Raw genomic sequence first — 16,464 nt, forward strand, 5'->3', positions numbered from 1 at the left:
GGCAAAGTCTAGCCCGGAATGCGGTGAACCAGAGGTGGCGGAGATGTAGGGTGACTCGCCGTCAAAACGGGGAAACCTGTGCTGAATTAGTATAGCTTGCAGGAAAACACGAAAAGGGATATGACCTGCAAGACTCATCGACGTGATTAGGGTCAGGATGGATGGAAGAGAATGTGTAGATGACCGAGGGAAGTCTCGTAGTTTCCTTGACGCAAACGCGAACAAGGTAGGGGAGGTATAACCATAAAGGCGCTGATGCCGGCGTAATCCAACCGGAAATGACGATTCCTAACACTAAGGCTAAGGATAAGCAATAGATCCAGAATGACTTCATTTTCGAAAACATTTGGATACCACTATGCTTGCGGCTGCAGAGCGGTATACCATGATTCTACACTTTCCGAATCCACGTTAAATACACAATAATTTATTGCAAAAATCATACAAGAAGTAATGAGAGGGCTTTCATTCAAGCGAAAAACAAAAGGACTCCCTGCAATTAGGGAATCCCAATCGTCTTTGAAACCGGCCCTTTTCAATGACATATTATGGCTCGGGAGGCGGGAGCCGGTGGTTGCTGCGGTTTTTCGGTATGTGGATGGCGAGAAGCCGGTCATGGACCGGAATAGTTTGGACAGGTAGAGATGTCGGGGATCCCGACGGAGTCTCCGATCTCGGACAAAGGGAGGTTCGTAGTAGATAATAGCCATTTCGCTTTTTCTATCCTTTTTTGGTTGACGAATTGAATCGGGGGAGGTGCCGAAATGCCGTTTGAATAAGCGGATGAAGTAATTCGGATGAAGGTGCGCCCTGTCGGCCAGCTCCCGGATGGTCAGGTTGTCGCTGTAATGGTCATGAATGTATGCTACGACGGTTTGGAGTGGTTCGGATACTGCGGCGGGATGAATGCCGGCTTCCGTTCCGTACGCATGCTCCAAGAAATAAGCGATCAGATTGTACATGGCAGCTTTAAGCAGCAAGGGAGAAGTCAAGGCATCGGATGTCTCGCAAGAGAGCAGCTCGCGGAAGAGCCGTACTGGCTCAGCATCGCCATATGTATCGATGTAGCAGGGTACCATAAGCAGATCGAACAGATTGCTCTCCCCGATCCTTGCCGTAAAGTGGCACCAATACTTTGTAAACCGCGGACCATCCGTGAGGGAATAGGATTGCTTCACTCCTTGCGGCATCAGGAACCATTGGCCCGGTTGGGGGAGATATTCCGATTCTCTGATTTTCAACCAGCCTTCCCCGTCGCAGATCATATAAAATTTATTATAGTCCGGTGTGTAATCCAGGTCCCTCCAATCAGTCCATACCTGATTGTAGCCCATGGCTGTGACATTGACTTGAAGGTTGTCGAGATAAAGCCGGATCAATTGGTGTTGGGAATGTTTCATGGCTGCTCTCCGATCCTTTGAGCAATATGAAGATTATTATAAGCTTATCATGCTATTGAATCAATGAACCTTAAGCCATCATTGGGCAATGTCTAGATCGTTCTATTCCCCCGTCCAAATAATCAAGGTTTTTAATCAAACTGTGTAATATTATCAAAATAGAAAGACAGCATCATATAACTGAATGCGCTTTCAAAAAAACAAAAAGGGAGAATCCAGATGAAGACACGAAAAAAGTTACTTCGCTTCACCAAACAAATCAGTACCTTATGCATGTCAGTTTTACTTCTGCTGATGTGCGCGATTCCCGTCGCAGCTAATGACAGCGCACCTGTAGGAGCAGTAATATCCGAATCGCCGGCTCCGGCTCCGGCCCCGGCCCCTGTTCCAACCGGCACCATCCAGGACTATGTAGACGCTATGCAGCCCGGATATAACCTGGGCAATACATTTGATGCATTTGGGGGGGACTGGGTGCAAGAAGTCCAGGATACCGTAACCCAGGATTTCATTAATGAAATTGCCAGACAGGGCTTCAAAAGTATCCGCATTCCGACTACATGGGAATGGGGCGGTCATACGGGCGCCGCACCGGATTACACGGTTGATCCGGCCTGGATGAACCGGATTCAGCAAGTTGTGGACTGGTCGCTTGATGCGGGTCTGTATGTCATGATCAACCTTCACCACGACAACATTAGGTGGATCAACCAGATGCCGACGAATCATGACGCCGTCTTGGCCCAATATAATGCGCTCTGGACGCAAATTGCCGACCGGTTCAAGAATCATTCCAACAAACTGATGTTTGAAAGCGTCAACGAACCGCAATTTGTCAACGTTGATAATGCGAAGCAGAACGAGTTGCTTGATGAGCTCAATACCTCCTTCTTCCATATTGTAAGAGCATCGGGGGGTGCCAATGACGTTCGTCCGCTTGTATTGCCGACGTTAGTTACGAATGGCGTTCAACTGGATATGGATTATCTTGCAAGCACGATGGCGAAGCTGAACGACAAGAATTTAATCGCCACCATACATTTTTACGGCTTCTGGCCGTTCGGTATAAACATTGCCGGCTACTCGACGTTTGAGCATAATGGAGACACAGCTAAGGATATCGATGGATTGGCCGCGAGAGCGTATAATACGTTCATAGCGAAAGGAGTTCCCGTTGTTATAGGCGAATTCGGAGTGTTCGGCTGGGATAGCTGGGGTGCCGGTGACGATGTGCCCGAGAAAGGCGAGGCGAACAAGTTCTTCGAGTATTCTACCTATGTTTTCAAACAGAATAAAATGACCCATATGCTGTGGGACAACACCTCCCGTTTTGACCGTTCCACGTATAAGTGGAATGACCAGGATACTTACAATTACATCATGGCGGGCTTGGAAGGCCGTTCCTCCACCGCCGAATCCGATCTGATCTTCATCAAGAAGGGTGCTCCGGCCCAGGACACCGTCATCCATTTGAACTTGAACGGCAACAATCTGACCGGCATCACCGCTGGAAATGAAAGCTTGACCGCAGGAAGCGATTATGTGGTGAATGGCAATGACCTGGTCTTGAAAGCAGGATTCATTGCAAAGTTGATCCAATCGGCTCAATTGGGCGAGGTCGCCGTATTGAAGGCCCATTTCAACAAAGGTGTAGATTGGACCTTCAATGTCATGTATAACGACACACCGGTTCAACAAAACGCAGAAGGCTCCAACACGAATTTTGCAATTCCAACTGCCTTCAACGGCGACCGTCTTGCCACGATGGAGGCCGTGTACACTAAAGGGGGCATCGCCGGGCCGCCTAACTGGACTTCGTACAAAGCGATTGCCGAGTCATACAAGCTTTCTTATGCAACGAATGAAATCCTTCTCACAGAGAACTTCTTCAAAGAAGTAACAAGCGGTGACGAAGTTGCTCTGACGTTCTATTTCCGCAGCGGAGCAACAACTCAATATAAGGTTACGAAAAACGGCACGAGCGTTACTGGCGCTCCGGCTCAGAAATCGGTACAAACAGAATTGTCTTCTCTAAGTTCCGTAGACGGAGGCCAATCCTTCTCGTTGAATTACAGCTTAAAAAATGTGAGCTCTTCTGTATACGGTGCTGTATATGGACAGGATATCACGATCGAATTCGATAAAAACAGCCTCGAGTTCGTAGATGCGGAATCGTTAATCGATGGCATCCAGATCGCAGCTATGGATGTAACCGAAGGAAAGGTTCGGATCTTGCTGTTCAGCCCCGGACTTAGCACCGGCATTTCGGAAGACGGTGCAGTATTGAAGCTGAACTGGAAGGCGAAAGAGTTGTTGAATGACACCCTCACATCCATTAACGTCATACGGGTGCAACTGTCCGATATGGACAGCAATCTGTTTGACGCGACAGGATTGGCTAAAACCTTGAACATCAATAAGGTGTCTGACAAAACCGCTCTTCGCGCCAAAATTGCTGAAGTGCAGCAGCTGTACGATCAGGCGGTAGAAGGGAATGGGGTTGGGCAATATTATTCCGGTGCCAAGGCTCGCTTGCTTGTGTCGTTGAATGCGGCGAAAGCCGTAGAAAGCGATCCGGCGGCGACAACGCAGCAGATCACCGATGCAATTGTCGCGCTTTCTGATGCGGTACAGATCTTCCATGTTACAACGGGTGATGTTACCGGCAACCAGCAGGTAGATATCGGAGATTTGGTCAAAGCGGCGAAGCACTATGGAAAGACCTCCCTCAGCTCCGATTGGAGTGAAGCTCGCCTCGTCGATGTTGACATGGATAACAGCATCGGACTTACAGATATCGTAGTGATTGCAAGAAAAATCTTATCTGTTCAGAAATAGCAGGGCGGGGGGGGGCGGTTGCAACGCAACCAGCCCCCCCCGCTTTTCTACATGGAACGGCATCCAGAACGAAAGGGTGAATCGGTATGTTAATCAAATTGAAGAAGCTGCTGTTGACCGGATTAGTTGTGTTATGGGGCGTATCAGCCGCCGCTCCGGCTTCCGCCGTACTTGCAAGCGGTTCTGAAACGGCTTCTTATTCCTTGTCTGCCAATCGGACAACGCCCAACATCGGAGATACCGTGCAGATCACAGTGCAGGGATCGAACTTGAGCAATCTGTATGGTGTTGAAGCCAAGCTATCCTATACGAAGGATCGGCTGAAGGTCGTCGGCTCGCTCAGCAGCCTGATCGCTTTCTCCGATATGAAGAATAATTCCGAGACTGGCCGCATTACCGTCTTCGCCACTCATCTGGGCAACACTGCAGGCATTTCGGACAACGCTGCATTGTTTACGATTACATTCGAAGGCCTCTCGGTTGGACAAGCCGACGTCCAGCTGCTTGAGGTAACTGCGCTGGACAAGGATTCGAACAGGACCGTATGGACTGCAGGAGACAAGATCGATGTCAGCTATGTGAACAATACAGGAAATGGTACTCCAACGGCAACGCCAACAGCAACGCCAACAGCAACGCCAACTCCAACGCCAAAGAATGGCAAGCCTGTCGTTTCCAAGAATTCAATTCGACTTGGCGCCCGAATGGACGAGAACAAAAAGGCGGCCGTCTCGACGGTTGGTAGCGAAAGCTTGAAGAAAGCGAAGGAGCAAGTCCCTTCATCGGGCAAGAACGGCGCCAAGACTGTCGGAATCGAGATATCTGAAGTGAAAGGCGCACAAAAGTATGAGCTGGAAATTCCATCAGATGCGCTGCGGGATTCGGAATCGAATATTGTCTATGAAATTACAACATCGGTAGGGAAAATCACCATTCCGAGCGGCATGCTCTCCAATACCAACGTAAACACCAATCAGGTTTCGGTTAGCATCGGCAGAGCGGACGTAAGCGCGCTGAATGACAAAATGCAGGAGAAAATTGGCGACCGCCCTGTTCTTGAGCTTCATGTGCAGTCCGGTGGGGAAATCATAGCATGGAACAATCCGAAAGCACCGGTAACCATTACCACTGCTTATACACCTTCCGCCAATGAGCTTAAGCATCCGGAGAAGATCGTCGTGTGGTACATCGACGCACAAGGCGAGGCTCAGGTGATCAAGAATGGAAAGTATGATCCGACAACCGGTCAAGTCACATTTTCGACTACGCATTTCAGCGTATTCGCATTCGCCTATGTTAACAAAACCTTCGCAGACATCGAAGGGTTGGACTGGGCGCAATCAGGTATTGAAGCCATGGCTGCCAGGGAGATCATCCTTGGAATGGACGAAGAGCATTTTGAGCCGGGTCTGGAAATCAAGCGTTCGGATTATTTGCTGATGCTGATGCGCGCCTTGGAGCTGGATAGTGCGGCTGCGGATGAGGAGACCGCAGCGGCCTTCGAAGACACGGATACTAAGGCGTATTACAGCAAGGCGCTTGCTCAAGCCAAAAATTTGAGGATCGTTGAAGGCGATCTGGATAATCGGTTCCGCCCGGGGGACTCCATAACGCGCCAGGACGCGATCGTATTGGCGCAGCGGGCGATGGCGGCTGCCGATAAAGATTTGCCTCCGAGGGATGCAGCATTGCTGCAGTTCCACGATAACGATGACATTTCTTCCTATGCAGCGGACAGCGTGGCAGCATTGTCCGCATCGGGCATCATTCAGGGTTATGACGGCTATCTTCATCCGAAGGAGTTGCTGACACGTGCACAAGCCGCTGTCATGATTAGCAAAGCAATAAACTAAGGAACTGTAGCCCTGCCAGAGCCTGTAGGCTTTGGCAGGGCTCTTTTTATAAAAATCAGAATGTTGTGGAAGGGTGGGGAGGTTAGAGTATGAAGATGGGTGTGGATTATTATCCGGAGCATTGGGAGCGTGGGATGTGGGATCAGGATGCGGAGCTAATGCGGCAGACGGGCGTCCGGTTGATCCGGTTAGCTGAATTTGCCTGGTCGCGTCTGGAGCCGGAGGAAGGAAGGTACGATTTCGCATGGTTGGACGATGCGATAGACGTCTTCCATCAACGGGGCATCGAGGCCGTGATCGGAACTCCGACCAACACGCCGCCGAATTGGCTTGTGGAGCGGCATCCCGACGTGCTTCCCGTTGATGCCTTGCTGCATCCACGATATCCCGGGATCCGCGGAAACCGTTGCTATAACAGTCCTTCCATGCGGCTTTATTCGGAGAGAATCGTAGATAAGCTGGCATCGCATTATTCGAAGCACCCGGCTGTTATCGGATGGCAGATCGATAACGAATTTGGCCTGAACGAGTGCCATTGCGACCATTGCAGCGAGCGGTTCCGCCAATGGCTGAAGATCAAGTATGGATCTTTGGAGGCTCTTAACCGTGAATGGGGCACCGTCGTCTGGAGCGGAGAATACAGCAGCTGGTCTCAGATCAAGCCCCCCCTTGGCGGAGCCACCCACAGAAACCCTTCCTATCTGTTGGACTGGAAAAGGTTCGAGACGGATTCCGTCGTGACAGCTGCAGGTGGATCTTCTGCGGAAGCGGTGTCCGGGCCATTTCGTGACCCATCATCGCAACTGTTCATAATTACGGATTCTGGCCGTTCAGCGTAAACATCGCGGGCTTTACGAAGTTTGATGACTTTTTGAAGAAGGAACTCGATACAACGGCTGACACTGTGTATAATACATTCGTATCGAAAGGAATTCCCGTCATCGTAGGCGAATACGAACTGCTCGGCTGGGATGCTACACCTTTCAAAACGCCGTTCGGTGAAGTTGTGCCCGAGCATGGCGAGATGTTGAAGTACATAGAGTATTTCACACATAAAGTTCAAGAGAAGCATCTTACCACTATGCTGTGGGACAACGGCGGGCGTTTTGACCGCAGAACGCTTCAGTGGGACGATCCGGAGCTTTACAATCTGATCATGGCCAGCTTGAAGAGCCGCTCCTCTACGGCCGAATCCGATCTGATCTTCATCAGGAAAGGTGCACAGGACCAAGACGCCGTAATGCCCTTGAGCTTGAACGACAATGTTCTGACCAGCATCAAAGTCGGAGACTACGAATTGGTTGAAGGCACGGATTATGTGTTGAATGGCGAAGACCTGACCGTGAAAGCCAGTTATCTCGCCAAGCTGACCGAATCGGCCGAGCTGGGCGAGGTCGCCTTAATTAAAGCCCGATTCAACAAGGGCGCCGATTGGACCTTCCATGTCATGTACAATGACACGCCGGTGCTGCAAAACGTTGTAGGCACAACCGACAGCTTTGCGATTCCGACTGCCTTCAACGGCGACCGTCTTGCCACGATGGAGGCGGTATACGCTGCAGGGGGCAACGCCGGTCCGCATAACTGGACTTCGTTCAAGGAGTACGCCCGGACATACAAACCATCTTATGCTAACAACGAAATCTCTCTTACACAGGGCTTCTTCAATGAAGTGAACGACGGAACGGTGATTCTGAAGTTCCACTTCTGGAGCGGCGCCATTATCGAGTACACGATTACGAAGAACGGCACGAGTATCACGGGTTCAGCATTATAGAGCCGAAACCGTAACGGTAGATCCTGCCGGCGTCCGCGCCGGAGCAGGGCTCTTTTTCCGCAGTGACCTATATTTGTCTGTACGTTTGCCGTTTACTGGTTAAATCTGTATTCTCTGGGTGAAACTCCCAAGTTTTTGGTGAACTGGCGTGTGAAATAGTTGCTGTCGTTAAACCCGCAATCATAGGAAATTTTCGTAATGGGGTGATGGGTGTGCTTCAACAAAACGCATGCCCGCTGCAGACGGAGCCGTTGAAGGTAGGCCATGGGTGTTGTCTGATTATACGATTGAAATAGCCGGTTTAAATGCCGGACCGAAATATTGGAGTTGGCCGCAATTGCATCCAGAGTAAGGGGCTCGAGGTAGTGGTTTTCTATATAGGAGATCGCATTCGCCAAATGCATCAAGTTGCTGTCCGTGCCTGTCTCCTGTTTGTCATATTGTCTGGAAAGATAAACAACGAGCTCCATAAACCTGGAAATAAGCATGGTCTGGTATCCTTGCTGCTTGCCGTTGTATTCGTCGATCATGATGGAAATGAGCGTTGAGACGTAATTCAGGCCGGGCATAGACAATTGGAATCTGCTTTGATGAGTATGAATATTGCGGTAAAACGGTTCCAACACGAACATCGCCTGGAAGCCGTTGGAGGTTCTCAAATCCGGACCGATCGACTTAAGCATCTCAGGCCGATACATAATATTGCATATTTTGAAATCAAGAGGATCTTTGTAAGCATGGAGGGTGTCCCCGTCAATGATAAATACGTTGCCTTTCTTAATGTGGAAGGTTTCGGTATTGACAATATGCGTAGCGTTTCCATTCAACACAACCACGAGCTCGGAGAATTCAAAATGCTTGTGGAGTCTAGTATCCTCATCGTGTCCACCGTATTGAATAAAGAACGGAAACTGCTCATCGGTGGTAAACCAATCCAAGTAGACGATATCCAAGATTTTGACCTCCATCTTTTTTTCTATGACACACCGAGGCGCTCTGATTCAAGTTTATATCAGTCTGGAAGCGATCCCAACTTCAACTATTATAGAAAGGACTTTAATGATTATACTTGCCGGTAATCTCCAGGGTTCGTGTCTGTATGTTTTTTGAATATCGTAAAGAAATAATTGATGTTGCTTGATATGCTGCAGAGCCTCCGTTTACCGATTCAATCTGTAGGCTTTTGGGGATATCCCCAAGGTTTTGGAGAATTGACGTGTGAAATAGTTGCTGTCGTTAAACCCGCAATCATAGGAAATTTTCGTAATGGGGTGATGGGTGTGCTTCAACAAAACGCATGCCCGCTGCAGGCGGTACACGTATGTGTCCAAAATATCGGCTACGCCGTAGGTGGCGGGCGAATACAAAGTGAGGATCTGGTCGAAGCCTCCGTCCAGAATGTGGCCGACCCGCAGGATTAACAAGATGGTGATGACCGGAAGAATCGACGGAAGCGTAATGTGCAGCGTTTGCTTCCAGCGGTTCGCGCCGTCGATGACAGCCGCTTCGTAAAGCTGCTGATCTACTCCGGCCAAAGCGGCCAAATAGATGATCATGCCCCAGCCGACTTCTTTCCAGATAGCGGATGTGACCAGCGTAAAGCGAAACCAGGATTCGTTCCCCAGAAAATAGATCGGCTCAAACCCCAACATCTGGATAAAATAATTGACAACCCCGCTATTCGGAGATAACAGCGTAATCATAATGCCCCCCAGAACGATCCACGATAGAAAGTGAGGCAAATACGAAATCGTTTGAGCCACCTTCTTGAATAACGAAAACCGGAGTTCGTTAAACAACAGGGCCAAGATGATCGGTGCGGGAAAACCGATGACGATGTGATAAAAGCTGATCACAAGCGTATTCTTCATGATTTTCCAAAAGTCGGGGGACATGAAAAACAAATAATGAAAGTGCTTGAACCCCACCCAAGGACTGTCCCATATTCCTTTCATAATGTAAAAATCTTTAAAAGCCAGTTGAATGCCGTACATCGGGCCGTAATGAAAAACGGCATACCAGATTAGCACAGGAGCTAATAATAGAAACAAATACTTGTTCTTTTTATATAGTCTCCAGTTGTAGGCCAACCTGGATTCCGTTTTTTTGCCGGCCTCTTTGACAACACTTAGTTCAGAGGCGTTTGCCGGATTCATGTTTTGTATCTCCTTTCAAAGTTTGAGTTGTTGTGTCCCTGGTGCTATGCCCCAAATGTAAACGATTGAAAGCGCTTTTTCCATGTCAATTTCATTCGAATTTTTTTGAATTCTTTCAAAATCGGATGTTAATTTCTTTAGAAATGAAAAAAAACAGCCTGAAATCGGCTGTTTGGGAAATATTGGGGGCGGAAATGCGCTATTCTGCCTCGCTGAGCTTCCTATTCAATTATTTCTTTTGCCGCTGTGCATATACCTTGTTGGCTTCGTCCGTCAATTCTTGGCCTCCGGATTTCAGCCAATTCACCTTAAAATCGTCGAACCCTTTATCCGTATCCGCTTTGCCGATGACGGCTTTAATCAAATAATTATCCATCAGCGTCTGCAAACTCGCCCAATATTTCGCCTTGGCGGTCAATACGGCCGGGCCAATAACGTCTCTGAGCGGCTCATAACCGTTGTCCAGCTTCGCCTTCAGATCCAGCAATTCCTTGGTCGTGTTATATTTCACCATAGAAGTATCAACATACACAAGCGGGTTGTAGAAGCTGCCGGCGCCGGCTTTTGAGGCCTCCGGTGTCAGCCTTGCAACGACAAAGTCACCGTTCATATCGTAGCTGACGCCCTTCTCACCGTAAACCGTAAGCAGCCAGCCTTCCGAATTTGTTGCCACATATTCGAGAATTTGCTCAATCCTGGCCCGTTTCGCTGCATCCTTCTCAAGCTGCACGCCTAACAGTACAGGGGCTTGGCGCGCGCCGGCGGAGAAGGCATACGCTTTGCCGGCCGGCCCGATAACCGGCTTTCCCGCAATAACGTGTTGGCCCTTTTCCAATGCGGATTTCGTAATATATCCGGATTCAGCGTCAAAGCTGCTCCAACCCATGTTATCGACCATGCCGATCTTTTGGTTGGCGAATTTATCATTAAGCTGACCGTTATCCGCCGTAATGAACTCCGGATCGATAAGTCCGGCATTGAACCACTTGTTCAAAAGCTTGAGAGCCGAGCGAGTTTCTTCCGTGATGCCGCCATATACGACTTTGCCGTCGGCACCTATCTTGAACTGATACGGCGATACGCCGTAAGCCGAGAATACGGAAGAGAACATTTGGATCGGGAGCTTACCTCGGCCCGACATGCCGTACGTATCCTTCTTGCCGTTTCCGTCCGGATCGTTGTTGACGAATTTGGTGAGCACATCCTCCAGCTCCGCGAGCGTCTTCGGAGGCTCATTGTAGCCGATCTTCTTCAGCCATGCTTCATTGTAACCTGGGATCATGCCTGAATTGCCGATAGGCCATACTTTCGGAATTCCCCAGTTATTTCCATTATAGAACCCAACATTCCATGCGCCGGCGTCAATCGATTCCAGCGCTTTCGTATACTTCGGCATATTGTTTCGGATTTCATCCGGGGAAATGCTGGCAATGATGCCCTGGTCCGCCCATGCGGCCATATCGGTTTCGTCTGCATCGATCGGGAAAATGTCGGGAATTTGTCCGGAAGCAAGCAGCACGTTAAATTTATCCTTCCATCCCTGGCGGTCGAGTTTGACGTTTTTGATTTTGACCTTGAATTTTTGCTCCAGCTGCTTCTGCACATAATTGCCTTCAGCTTCAGGAGGACTGAAGTTGTTCGCCCACGTAATCTCAATCGGATTGTCGCCGGCCTCGGGCTTCGCCGTTTCTACGGATGCCTTCGGTGTAGTCCCGCTATTGCTTTCTTTGCCGCAACCGACCGCGACGAGAGACATCGACAAGACGATGCTCATCAGACCAAGCAAAGTCTGTTTTCTTTGGTTCATTGTTTTGTCCTCCCTTTTAATTTCTTTATTTAGAAATGGAAGAAACAGCCGTTAAAAGGCTGTTTAAGGAAAAAACCCGCTAGTTGGTCGCACTCGCCGTTGGTTTCGTTTGTCTGTACTGAACCGGAGTAATGCCAAAACGCGCTTTGAATTTAACATGGAAATATTGCAGGTTACGATATCCGACAAGTGCAGCGATTTCCGTAACGGACAACTTATCGTCCTCCCGCAGCAAGCAGGCAGCTTTTTCGAGTCTGATTCGGGTCACGTATTCGGTAAACGATTCGTTCATCACTTCGCCGAACAAGGTGGAAATGTAGGCAGGAGCGAGCGAAGCAACTTCGGAAAGAACGTTGAGAGAAAGCTCTTCGTGCAAATGCTCATCGATATAGGCTTTCAGCTTGAAAATGACTTCCGCTTGCTTATGCTTGACTGAATCCCGCACATGAACCCCAATCCGTTCGGAAAGTCTGCGAATCGATGCCATCGTGTCTGCCAGCGTATCTTTCTTCAGTTCGTCAAACAGATTAGAAGGAGGAACGATTTGCTGCAGCCCCAACTCAATGATCGTTTCGTACAGTGCGGAAACGAGCTGAAGAAGCGCGAGTTCCACCGATTCAAGCTGCATATTCCGTTCCATCAGAATCGCAGCGAATTCATCGATAAATAGATTAGCGCCCTCTACATCCCCGGCCTTAAGCGTATTCTGAAATGTAGCCAGAGGAATCAGTGGCGGCTTCGGATCAAAAGCGGAAATTTTCGAATGAAGAATGATTGCTTCAGGACCGTACATAAAGCGATATCGATACGCTTGATGAGCGACTCGATAGGAAAGAGGAATTTTTTCGGGCGATACGACCGAAGTGCCGATACCCGCTCCGAATCGAAGCTCTCCCCGTACTTCGTCCTTGATTTTGTCCAATTCCGCTGCTACTATATCATCATCCATCTCGGTGCGTGAATCCAGGAAGTAAATAATGGCCACTTCCTGCGAATTCAAGCAAACAACCTCGTATGGCACGGTGCGATCGAATTGCTCGTATCGCATCTTTAGCTTCTCGCTATCGCCTTCGATGAGTTGGGCATGTACCACCTGATAGCGGCATTCCTGTTGCAGGCCATCCACATGCACTAGACCGAGACTGGCGCCCAACACCAGGTTTTTCATCTCATTCTTTTTGGCCTGAGATTCCAAACTCACGATTTTTTGTCCCATGAAGTGGAGCGCACTGCCGATAATCATATATTCATTCGCATGGCCTGGGTTCAGACCCGGTTGATACAGGTTGCGAACATGTTGGATCAGCTTTTTCATCGGGAGATAGAAACGTTTGGAAATGAGGTAGGAAACCGCAAGCCCGAACACGAGTACAAGACAGCAGGCTACGAAAATTTTGGTTTTCATTCGTTTTGAATCCAGCACAAATGAATTCATCGGCCGAACTATCGCATAGGTCCAACCAAGTTCCGACTTCGAGCCGGCGAGATGCGATAATACGATGGTACCGCGCACACTGTCGCTGATCTTTGAGACGGTCTTGCCGGATCCGATGGCTTGCTGAAGCAGCCCGACTTCTTCCGGATTCTCCCCGGCTGTTTGCAGGAGTACATTCCCGTTCGCATCGAATATATAGAACCTCTCGAATGAGGAGGTAATGATTTTAGCTACAGCCTGCTTCAGGTACTCCAGATCGACGTCAACATAAAGGTATCCTTTCGGCGAAGAGCTGCCAATCCCATATGGGAGCTTAACGACATACGTCATCACTTGTTTTCCGTCCGGCAATGTGCGGATCATCCACCGGTTCGGAGCAATTTGCGAAAGCTGCCCTATAAAACCGAAGTCCTTGGAGTTTTCAGGATTTTCAAAGAAAAGATCGCTGTTTACGACATAATTTCCTTTATGAAAATACACGGTTATATTGGAAGCGCCTTCAGATGTTTTCCTAAAACTGTCAAGATCTTGTTGCAAGGATAGAATAAGATCAAGGTTTCCTACCCATTCATTATCCAGCAAATAATTTAAATTAGAGTTGTTCCGAGTGAAAATGGTGGGTATGACCTTATTTCGTAGATTGTCTTCGTATTTTTGCAGCAAGCTCCGTTCCACATAATCCTTAGCCGTAACGAGACGGCTTTGGCTATCCCTGGCGATTTCGTTCACCATCATCTGATTGGCCTGCGTGTACAGGTAGCCCCCCGCAAGTCCGAGCAGCACGACAGCTAATGCCGTATGCGATAAGATGAGGCGGTTAAAAAAGGTATCTCTATAAAAAGACAAGAATTTCATGAGTATCCTCCCGCACAGTCCTTGATACCGTACAACTTCTGAATGTTTCTCTTCCATTGACCTCGGGTAAAACCAATATACCAATCTTTTGCTTGATTTGCCAGAGGTTCGTAGATTGCAAGTGTTGGAACTGTTGGGTGACAAATATGTTTTGAAGTGCAAGAAACCAGCAAATTTAAGGGTTTGCTGGTTTTTTCCGTATAAATAAAATACAAATAAAGTTTTGAAGTGGTTGTTATGATCAAAAAGGCTGAATTACAAATAAGTTTTGAAGTACTTCTTACAAACCATTGCCTACTGTACTCCTTTAAATAGTCGAGTTTGGAAATGATACCTTGCAAATCGCCGATTCCATCCCCATTGCTAGCGGGCAGATTTGATAAGCTACTGCCTCTTTCCACCAAACTTTATTCACTGGATGCGGCTCCTTCCACTATTCCCACACTTTTTTCAAATCCCATTTATACAACCGGATGATCTTAACGTTGCCCTCAGCAAAAAAGCAAATCCCCGTCGATGTTTCACCCGGGTATATCCGCGCCGTCATCACTTTAGCTCCGTCTTGCAAGAACACTTCAACAGAAGACCGGTCCACAAAAATGCGAAGCTGCAAAATACCGTTAACCAACTCAACTGGCGCTTTCCGAACTCCGCCTGGCCCTTTCCCGGACTTGTTGCGATCCAGCGTTACTGCATTTTCGTCTCGTTTGAAGTTCAGAACCGTCTGCTCATCCTTAGCTTCATTGACTCTCAATTTGATTCCCGCGCTGACAGCCTCCGTCATATCCATCCATACTTCCATCTCATAACAATCGCCAGCTATCCCGTCTAAAGATGTTTCTCCGGATACCTTGACATTTTCATAGGCTGTGACACCGCCTCGAAGTCTCGAGAGCTCCTGGATCGGACGGCAGCAGCATGTATCCGGCTTGATGCAAATTATGATATTTATCCTCTTCGGGCTTCATTCCCTGCGGCGACAACACAAGCACGTCATGTCCATCCAGCGAAAATAGATCTGGACATTCCCACATATATCCGCGATTATCGCCTTGATTTACCTTGGCCGGCACACCGATAAATTCCCAGTTAAACATATCATTAAATCGATAAAGCAGAACCTGGCCCAAGTGCTCCTTCGTTCGGGACCCGAGAACACAGTAATAGTAACCACCGTGTTTCCATACTTTCGGATCACGGAAATGATGGGGATGGATGTCCCCTTCCGGCGCCCTGTCGATCACCGGATTGCATGGCCATATATCAAATGTAATGCCATCCAGGCTGATAGCCAGACATTGGACCTGCTTAAAGTCGGTATCCCGGTTGGTTCCTGTCCAACGGTTTCCGGTATACATCAAATACAACATTCCGTCCTTTTCGATGGCACTACCCGAGAAACAACCATCGCGGTCATATTCTTCCGAAGGAGCCAATGCGATCGGCAATTCAGTCCAGTGCACCAAATCGACACTTTTGACATGCCCCCAGTGCATATCGTCCCAATACGGCGAGTATGGATGATGCTGGTAAAAAAGATGATATTCCCCTTTATAAAAACAGAATCCGTTCGGGTCGTTCATCCAATTGACCGGTGGAGAAACATGGTACTGAGGCCTCCAATAATCCTTAGCTGCCCGCTCTTTCCCTTCCTTGTTCGTCCGTGTAGCTCTTTCCACCTTTGATTGATGTGTCATATTATTTGATCGCTCCTTGCATAACTCCCTTGATGATATACCGTTGTCCGAACAAATAAGCAATCAGAATGGGCAAGATGGTGAGCAGGATTGCGGGAATCAGAAGCTCCCAGTTGTTCATGTAAGTTCCGTCTCATATTTGGAGTGCAGATCGATACCTTTCAGGATCTCTTAACAGGTCTTCATATTGGGTGAACCGACACGACTTCGGAACGTCAAACTCGTCCCCTTTGGCGTGAAGGGCTCTTTCATTAGAATCGCAAATCGCCCAGAGTTCCGCATCCCCGCTGTTCAAAAATTATCATGAATTAGAGCTTTGCACCACAACCGCTGTGTTTGACGATGCCTGCAAGAGAGCCGATGCGTCATACTGGATCTGGGATGGGGTGCACCCGACGGCGGCAGGCCACGAACTGATCGCACGGCAGTGGTTAGCCGTCGTACAGGAGAGTCATTTGGCCATCCTTTGACGTTTATGATCCTGTCAACGCCATTGCCCGAGGAGCCATCGCTACTGATTTCAGCGATGGAGCACTTCGCGATAATCMTGAGATAAACAAGCACGTCGCAGGAATTATGGCTCTTGGTCGCGTCGGTCAACTCGACGACGTCGAAGAGGCGATTACTTCGCTGCTTTGTTTTTTGG

The 16,464-nt window shown here is 48.6% G+C and carries 11 protein-coding genes; 4 read left to right on the plus strand and 7 right to left on the minus strand.

Features of this window, described 5'->3' with window-relative positions; translation table 11 throughout:
* Nucleotides 1-356 precede the first annotated feature (356 nt).
* The gene (locus ASG93_RS23070; RefSeq protein WP_056835706.1) at nt 357-1,400 is read right to left on the minus strand and encodes an AraC family transcriptional regulator; all 1,044 of its coding nucleotides are present in this window, start codon (nt 1,398-1,400) and stop codon (nt 357-359) included.
* A gap of 219 nt (nt 1,401-1,619) precedes the next feature.
* Between ASG93_RS23070 and ASG93_RS23075 the strand changes: the two genes are divergently transcribed.
* The 4 genes from ASG93_RS23075 (at nt 1,620) to ASG93_RS23090 (ending at nt 7,868) form a co-directional block, all read left to right on the plus strand.
* Entirely contained in the window at nt 1,620-4,238 is a 2,619-nt protein-coding gene (locus ASG93_RS23075; protein ID WP_063891948.1) for a cellulase family glycosylhydrolase, read from the plus strand.
* Between the two features lie 86 nt (nt 4,239-4,324).
* Entirely contained in the window at nt 4,325-6,091 is a 1,767-nt protein-coding gene (locus ASG93_RS23080) for an S-layer homology domain-containing protein (RefSeq protein WP_056835708.1), read from the plus strand.
* A gap of 158 nt (nt 6,092-6,249) precedes the next feature.
* The gene (locus ASG93_RS23085; protein WP_235550949.1) at nt 6,250-6,930 is read left to right on the plus strand and encodes a beta-galactosidase; all 681 of its coding nucleotides are present in this window, start codon (nt 6,250-6,252) and stop codon (nt 6,928-6,930) included.
* 2 nt (nt 6,931-6,932) lie between these two features.
* The gene (locus ASG93_RS23090; RefSeq protein WP_235550950.1) at nt 6,933-7,868 is read left to right on the plus strand and encodes a X2-like carbohydrate binding domain-containing protein; all 936 of its coding nucleotides are present in this window, start codon (nt 6,933-6,935) and stop codon (nt 7,866-7,868) included.
* Between the two features lie 92 nt (nt 7,869-7,960).
* On the opposite strand, the gene ASG93_RS23095 is transcribed toward ASG93_RS23090, so the two are convergent.
* The 6 genes from ASG93_RS23095 to ASG93_RS23120 form a co-directional block, all read right to left on the minus strand.
* Complete coding sequence (locus tag ASG93_RS23095) at nt 7,961-8,821, minus strand: helix-turn-helix domain-containing protein (RefSeq protein WP_056835714.1); 861 nt, start codon at nt 8,819-8,821, stop codon at nt 7,961-7,963.
* Between the two features lie 207 nt (nt 8,822-9,028).
* On the minus strand, nt 9,029-10,024 hold the full coding sequence (locus ASG93_RS23100) for an ABC transporter permease subunit (protein ID WP_056835716.1): 996 nt from the start codon (nt 10,022-10,024) through the stop codon (nt 9,029-9,031).
* A gap of 229 nt (nt 10,025-10,253) precedes the next feature.
* Nucleotides 10,254-11,831, minus strand: coding sequence for an extracellular solute-binding protein (locus ASG93_RS23105; RefSeq protein WP_056835718.1), 1,578 nt, complete (start codon nt 11,829-11,831; stop codon nt 10,254-10,256).
* A 79-nt stretch (nt 11,832-11,910) separates the two neighbouring features.
* Nucleotides 11,911-14,121 (minus strand): AraC family transcriptional regulator, encoded by a 2,211-nt coding sequence (locus ASG93_RS23110; protein ID WP_056835720.1) that lies wholly within the window; start codon nt 14,119-14,121, stop codon nt 11,911-11,913.
* 433 nt (nt 14,122-14,554) lie between these two features.
* Nucleotides 14,555-15,073, minus strand: a complete 519-nt coding sequence (locus ASG93_RS35970; RefSeq protein WP_200984518.1) for a GH32 C-terminal domain-containing protein — start codon at nt 15,071-15,073, stop codon at nt 14,555-14,557.
* Nucleotides 14,982-15,818: a glycoside hydrolase family 32 protein gene (locus ASG93_RS23120; RefSeq protein WP_200984516.1), complete on the minus strand. Its 837-nt coding sequence runs from the start codon at nt 15,816-15,818 to the stop codon at nt 14,982-14,984. Before ASG93_RS23120 ends, ASG93_RS35970 begins: the two co-directional genes overlap by 92 nt.
* Nucleotides 15,819-16,464 lie beyond the last annotated feature (646 nt).

Source organism: Paenibacillus sp. Soil787, from assembly GCF_001429545.1.
Taxonomy (GTDB): Bacteria; Bacillota; Bacilli; order Paenibacillales; family NBRC-103111; genus Paenibacillus_E.

Coding starts and splice junctions, on each gene's coding strand:
- ASG93_RS23085 (WP_235550949.1), top strand. CDS start 6,250: ATGCGGCAGACGGGCGTCCGGTTGATCCGGTTAGCTGAATTTGCCTGG.
- ASG93_RS23100 (WP_056835716.1), bottom strand. CDS start 10,024: ATGAATCCGGCAAACGCCTCTGAACTAAGTGTTGTCAAAGAGGCCGGC.
- ASG93_RS23120 (WP_200984516.1), bottom strand. CDS start 15,818: ATGACACATCAATCAAAGGTGGAAAGAGCTACACGGACGAACAAGGAA.
- ASG93_RS23110 (WP_056835720.1), bottom strand. CDS start 14,121: ATGAAATTCTTGTCTTTTTATAGAGATACCTTTTTTAACCGCCTCATC.
- ASG93_RS23070 (WP_056835706.1), bottom strand. CDS start 1,400: ATGAAACATTCCCAACACCAATTGATCCGGCTTTATCTCGACAACCTT.
- ASG93_RS23105 (WP_056835718.1), bottom strand. CDS start 11,831: ATGAACCAAAGAAAACAGACTTTGCTTGGTCTGATGAGCATCGTCTTG.
- ASG93_RS23080 (WP_056835708.1), top strand. CDS start 4,325: ATGTTAATCAAATTGAAGAAGCTGCTGTTGACCGGATTAGTTGTGTTA.
- ASG93_RS23075 (WP_063891948.1), top strand. CDS start 1,620: ATGAAGACACGAAAAAAGTTACTTCGCTTCACCAAACAAATCAGTACC.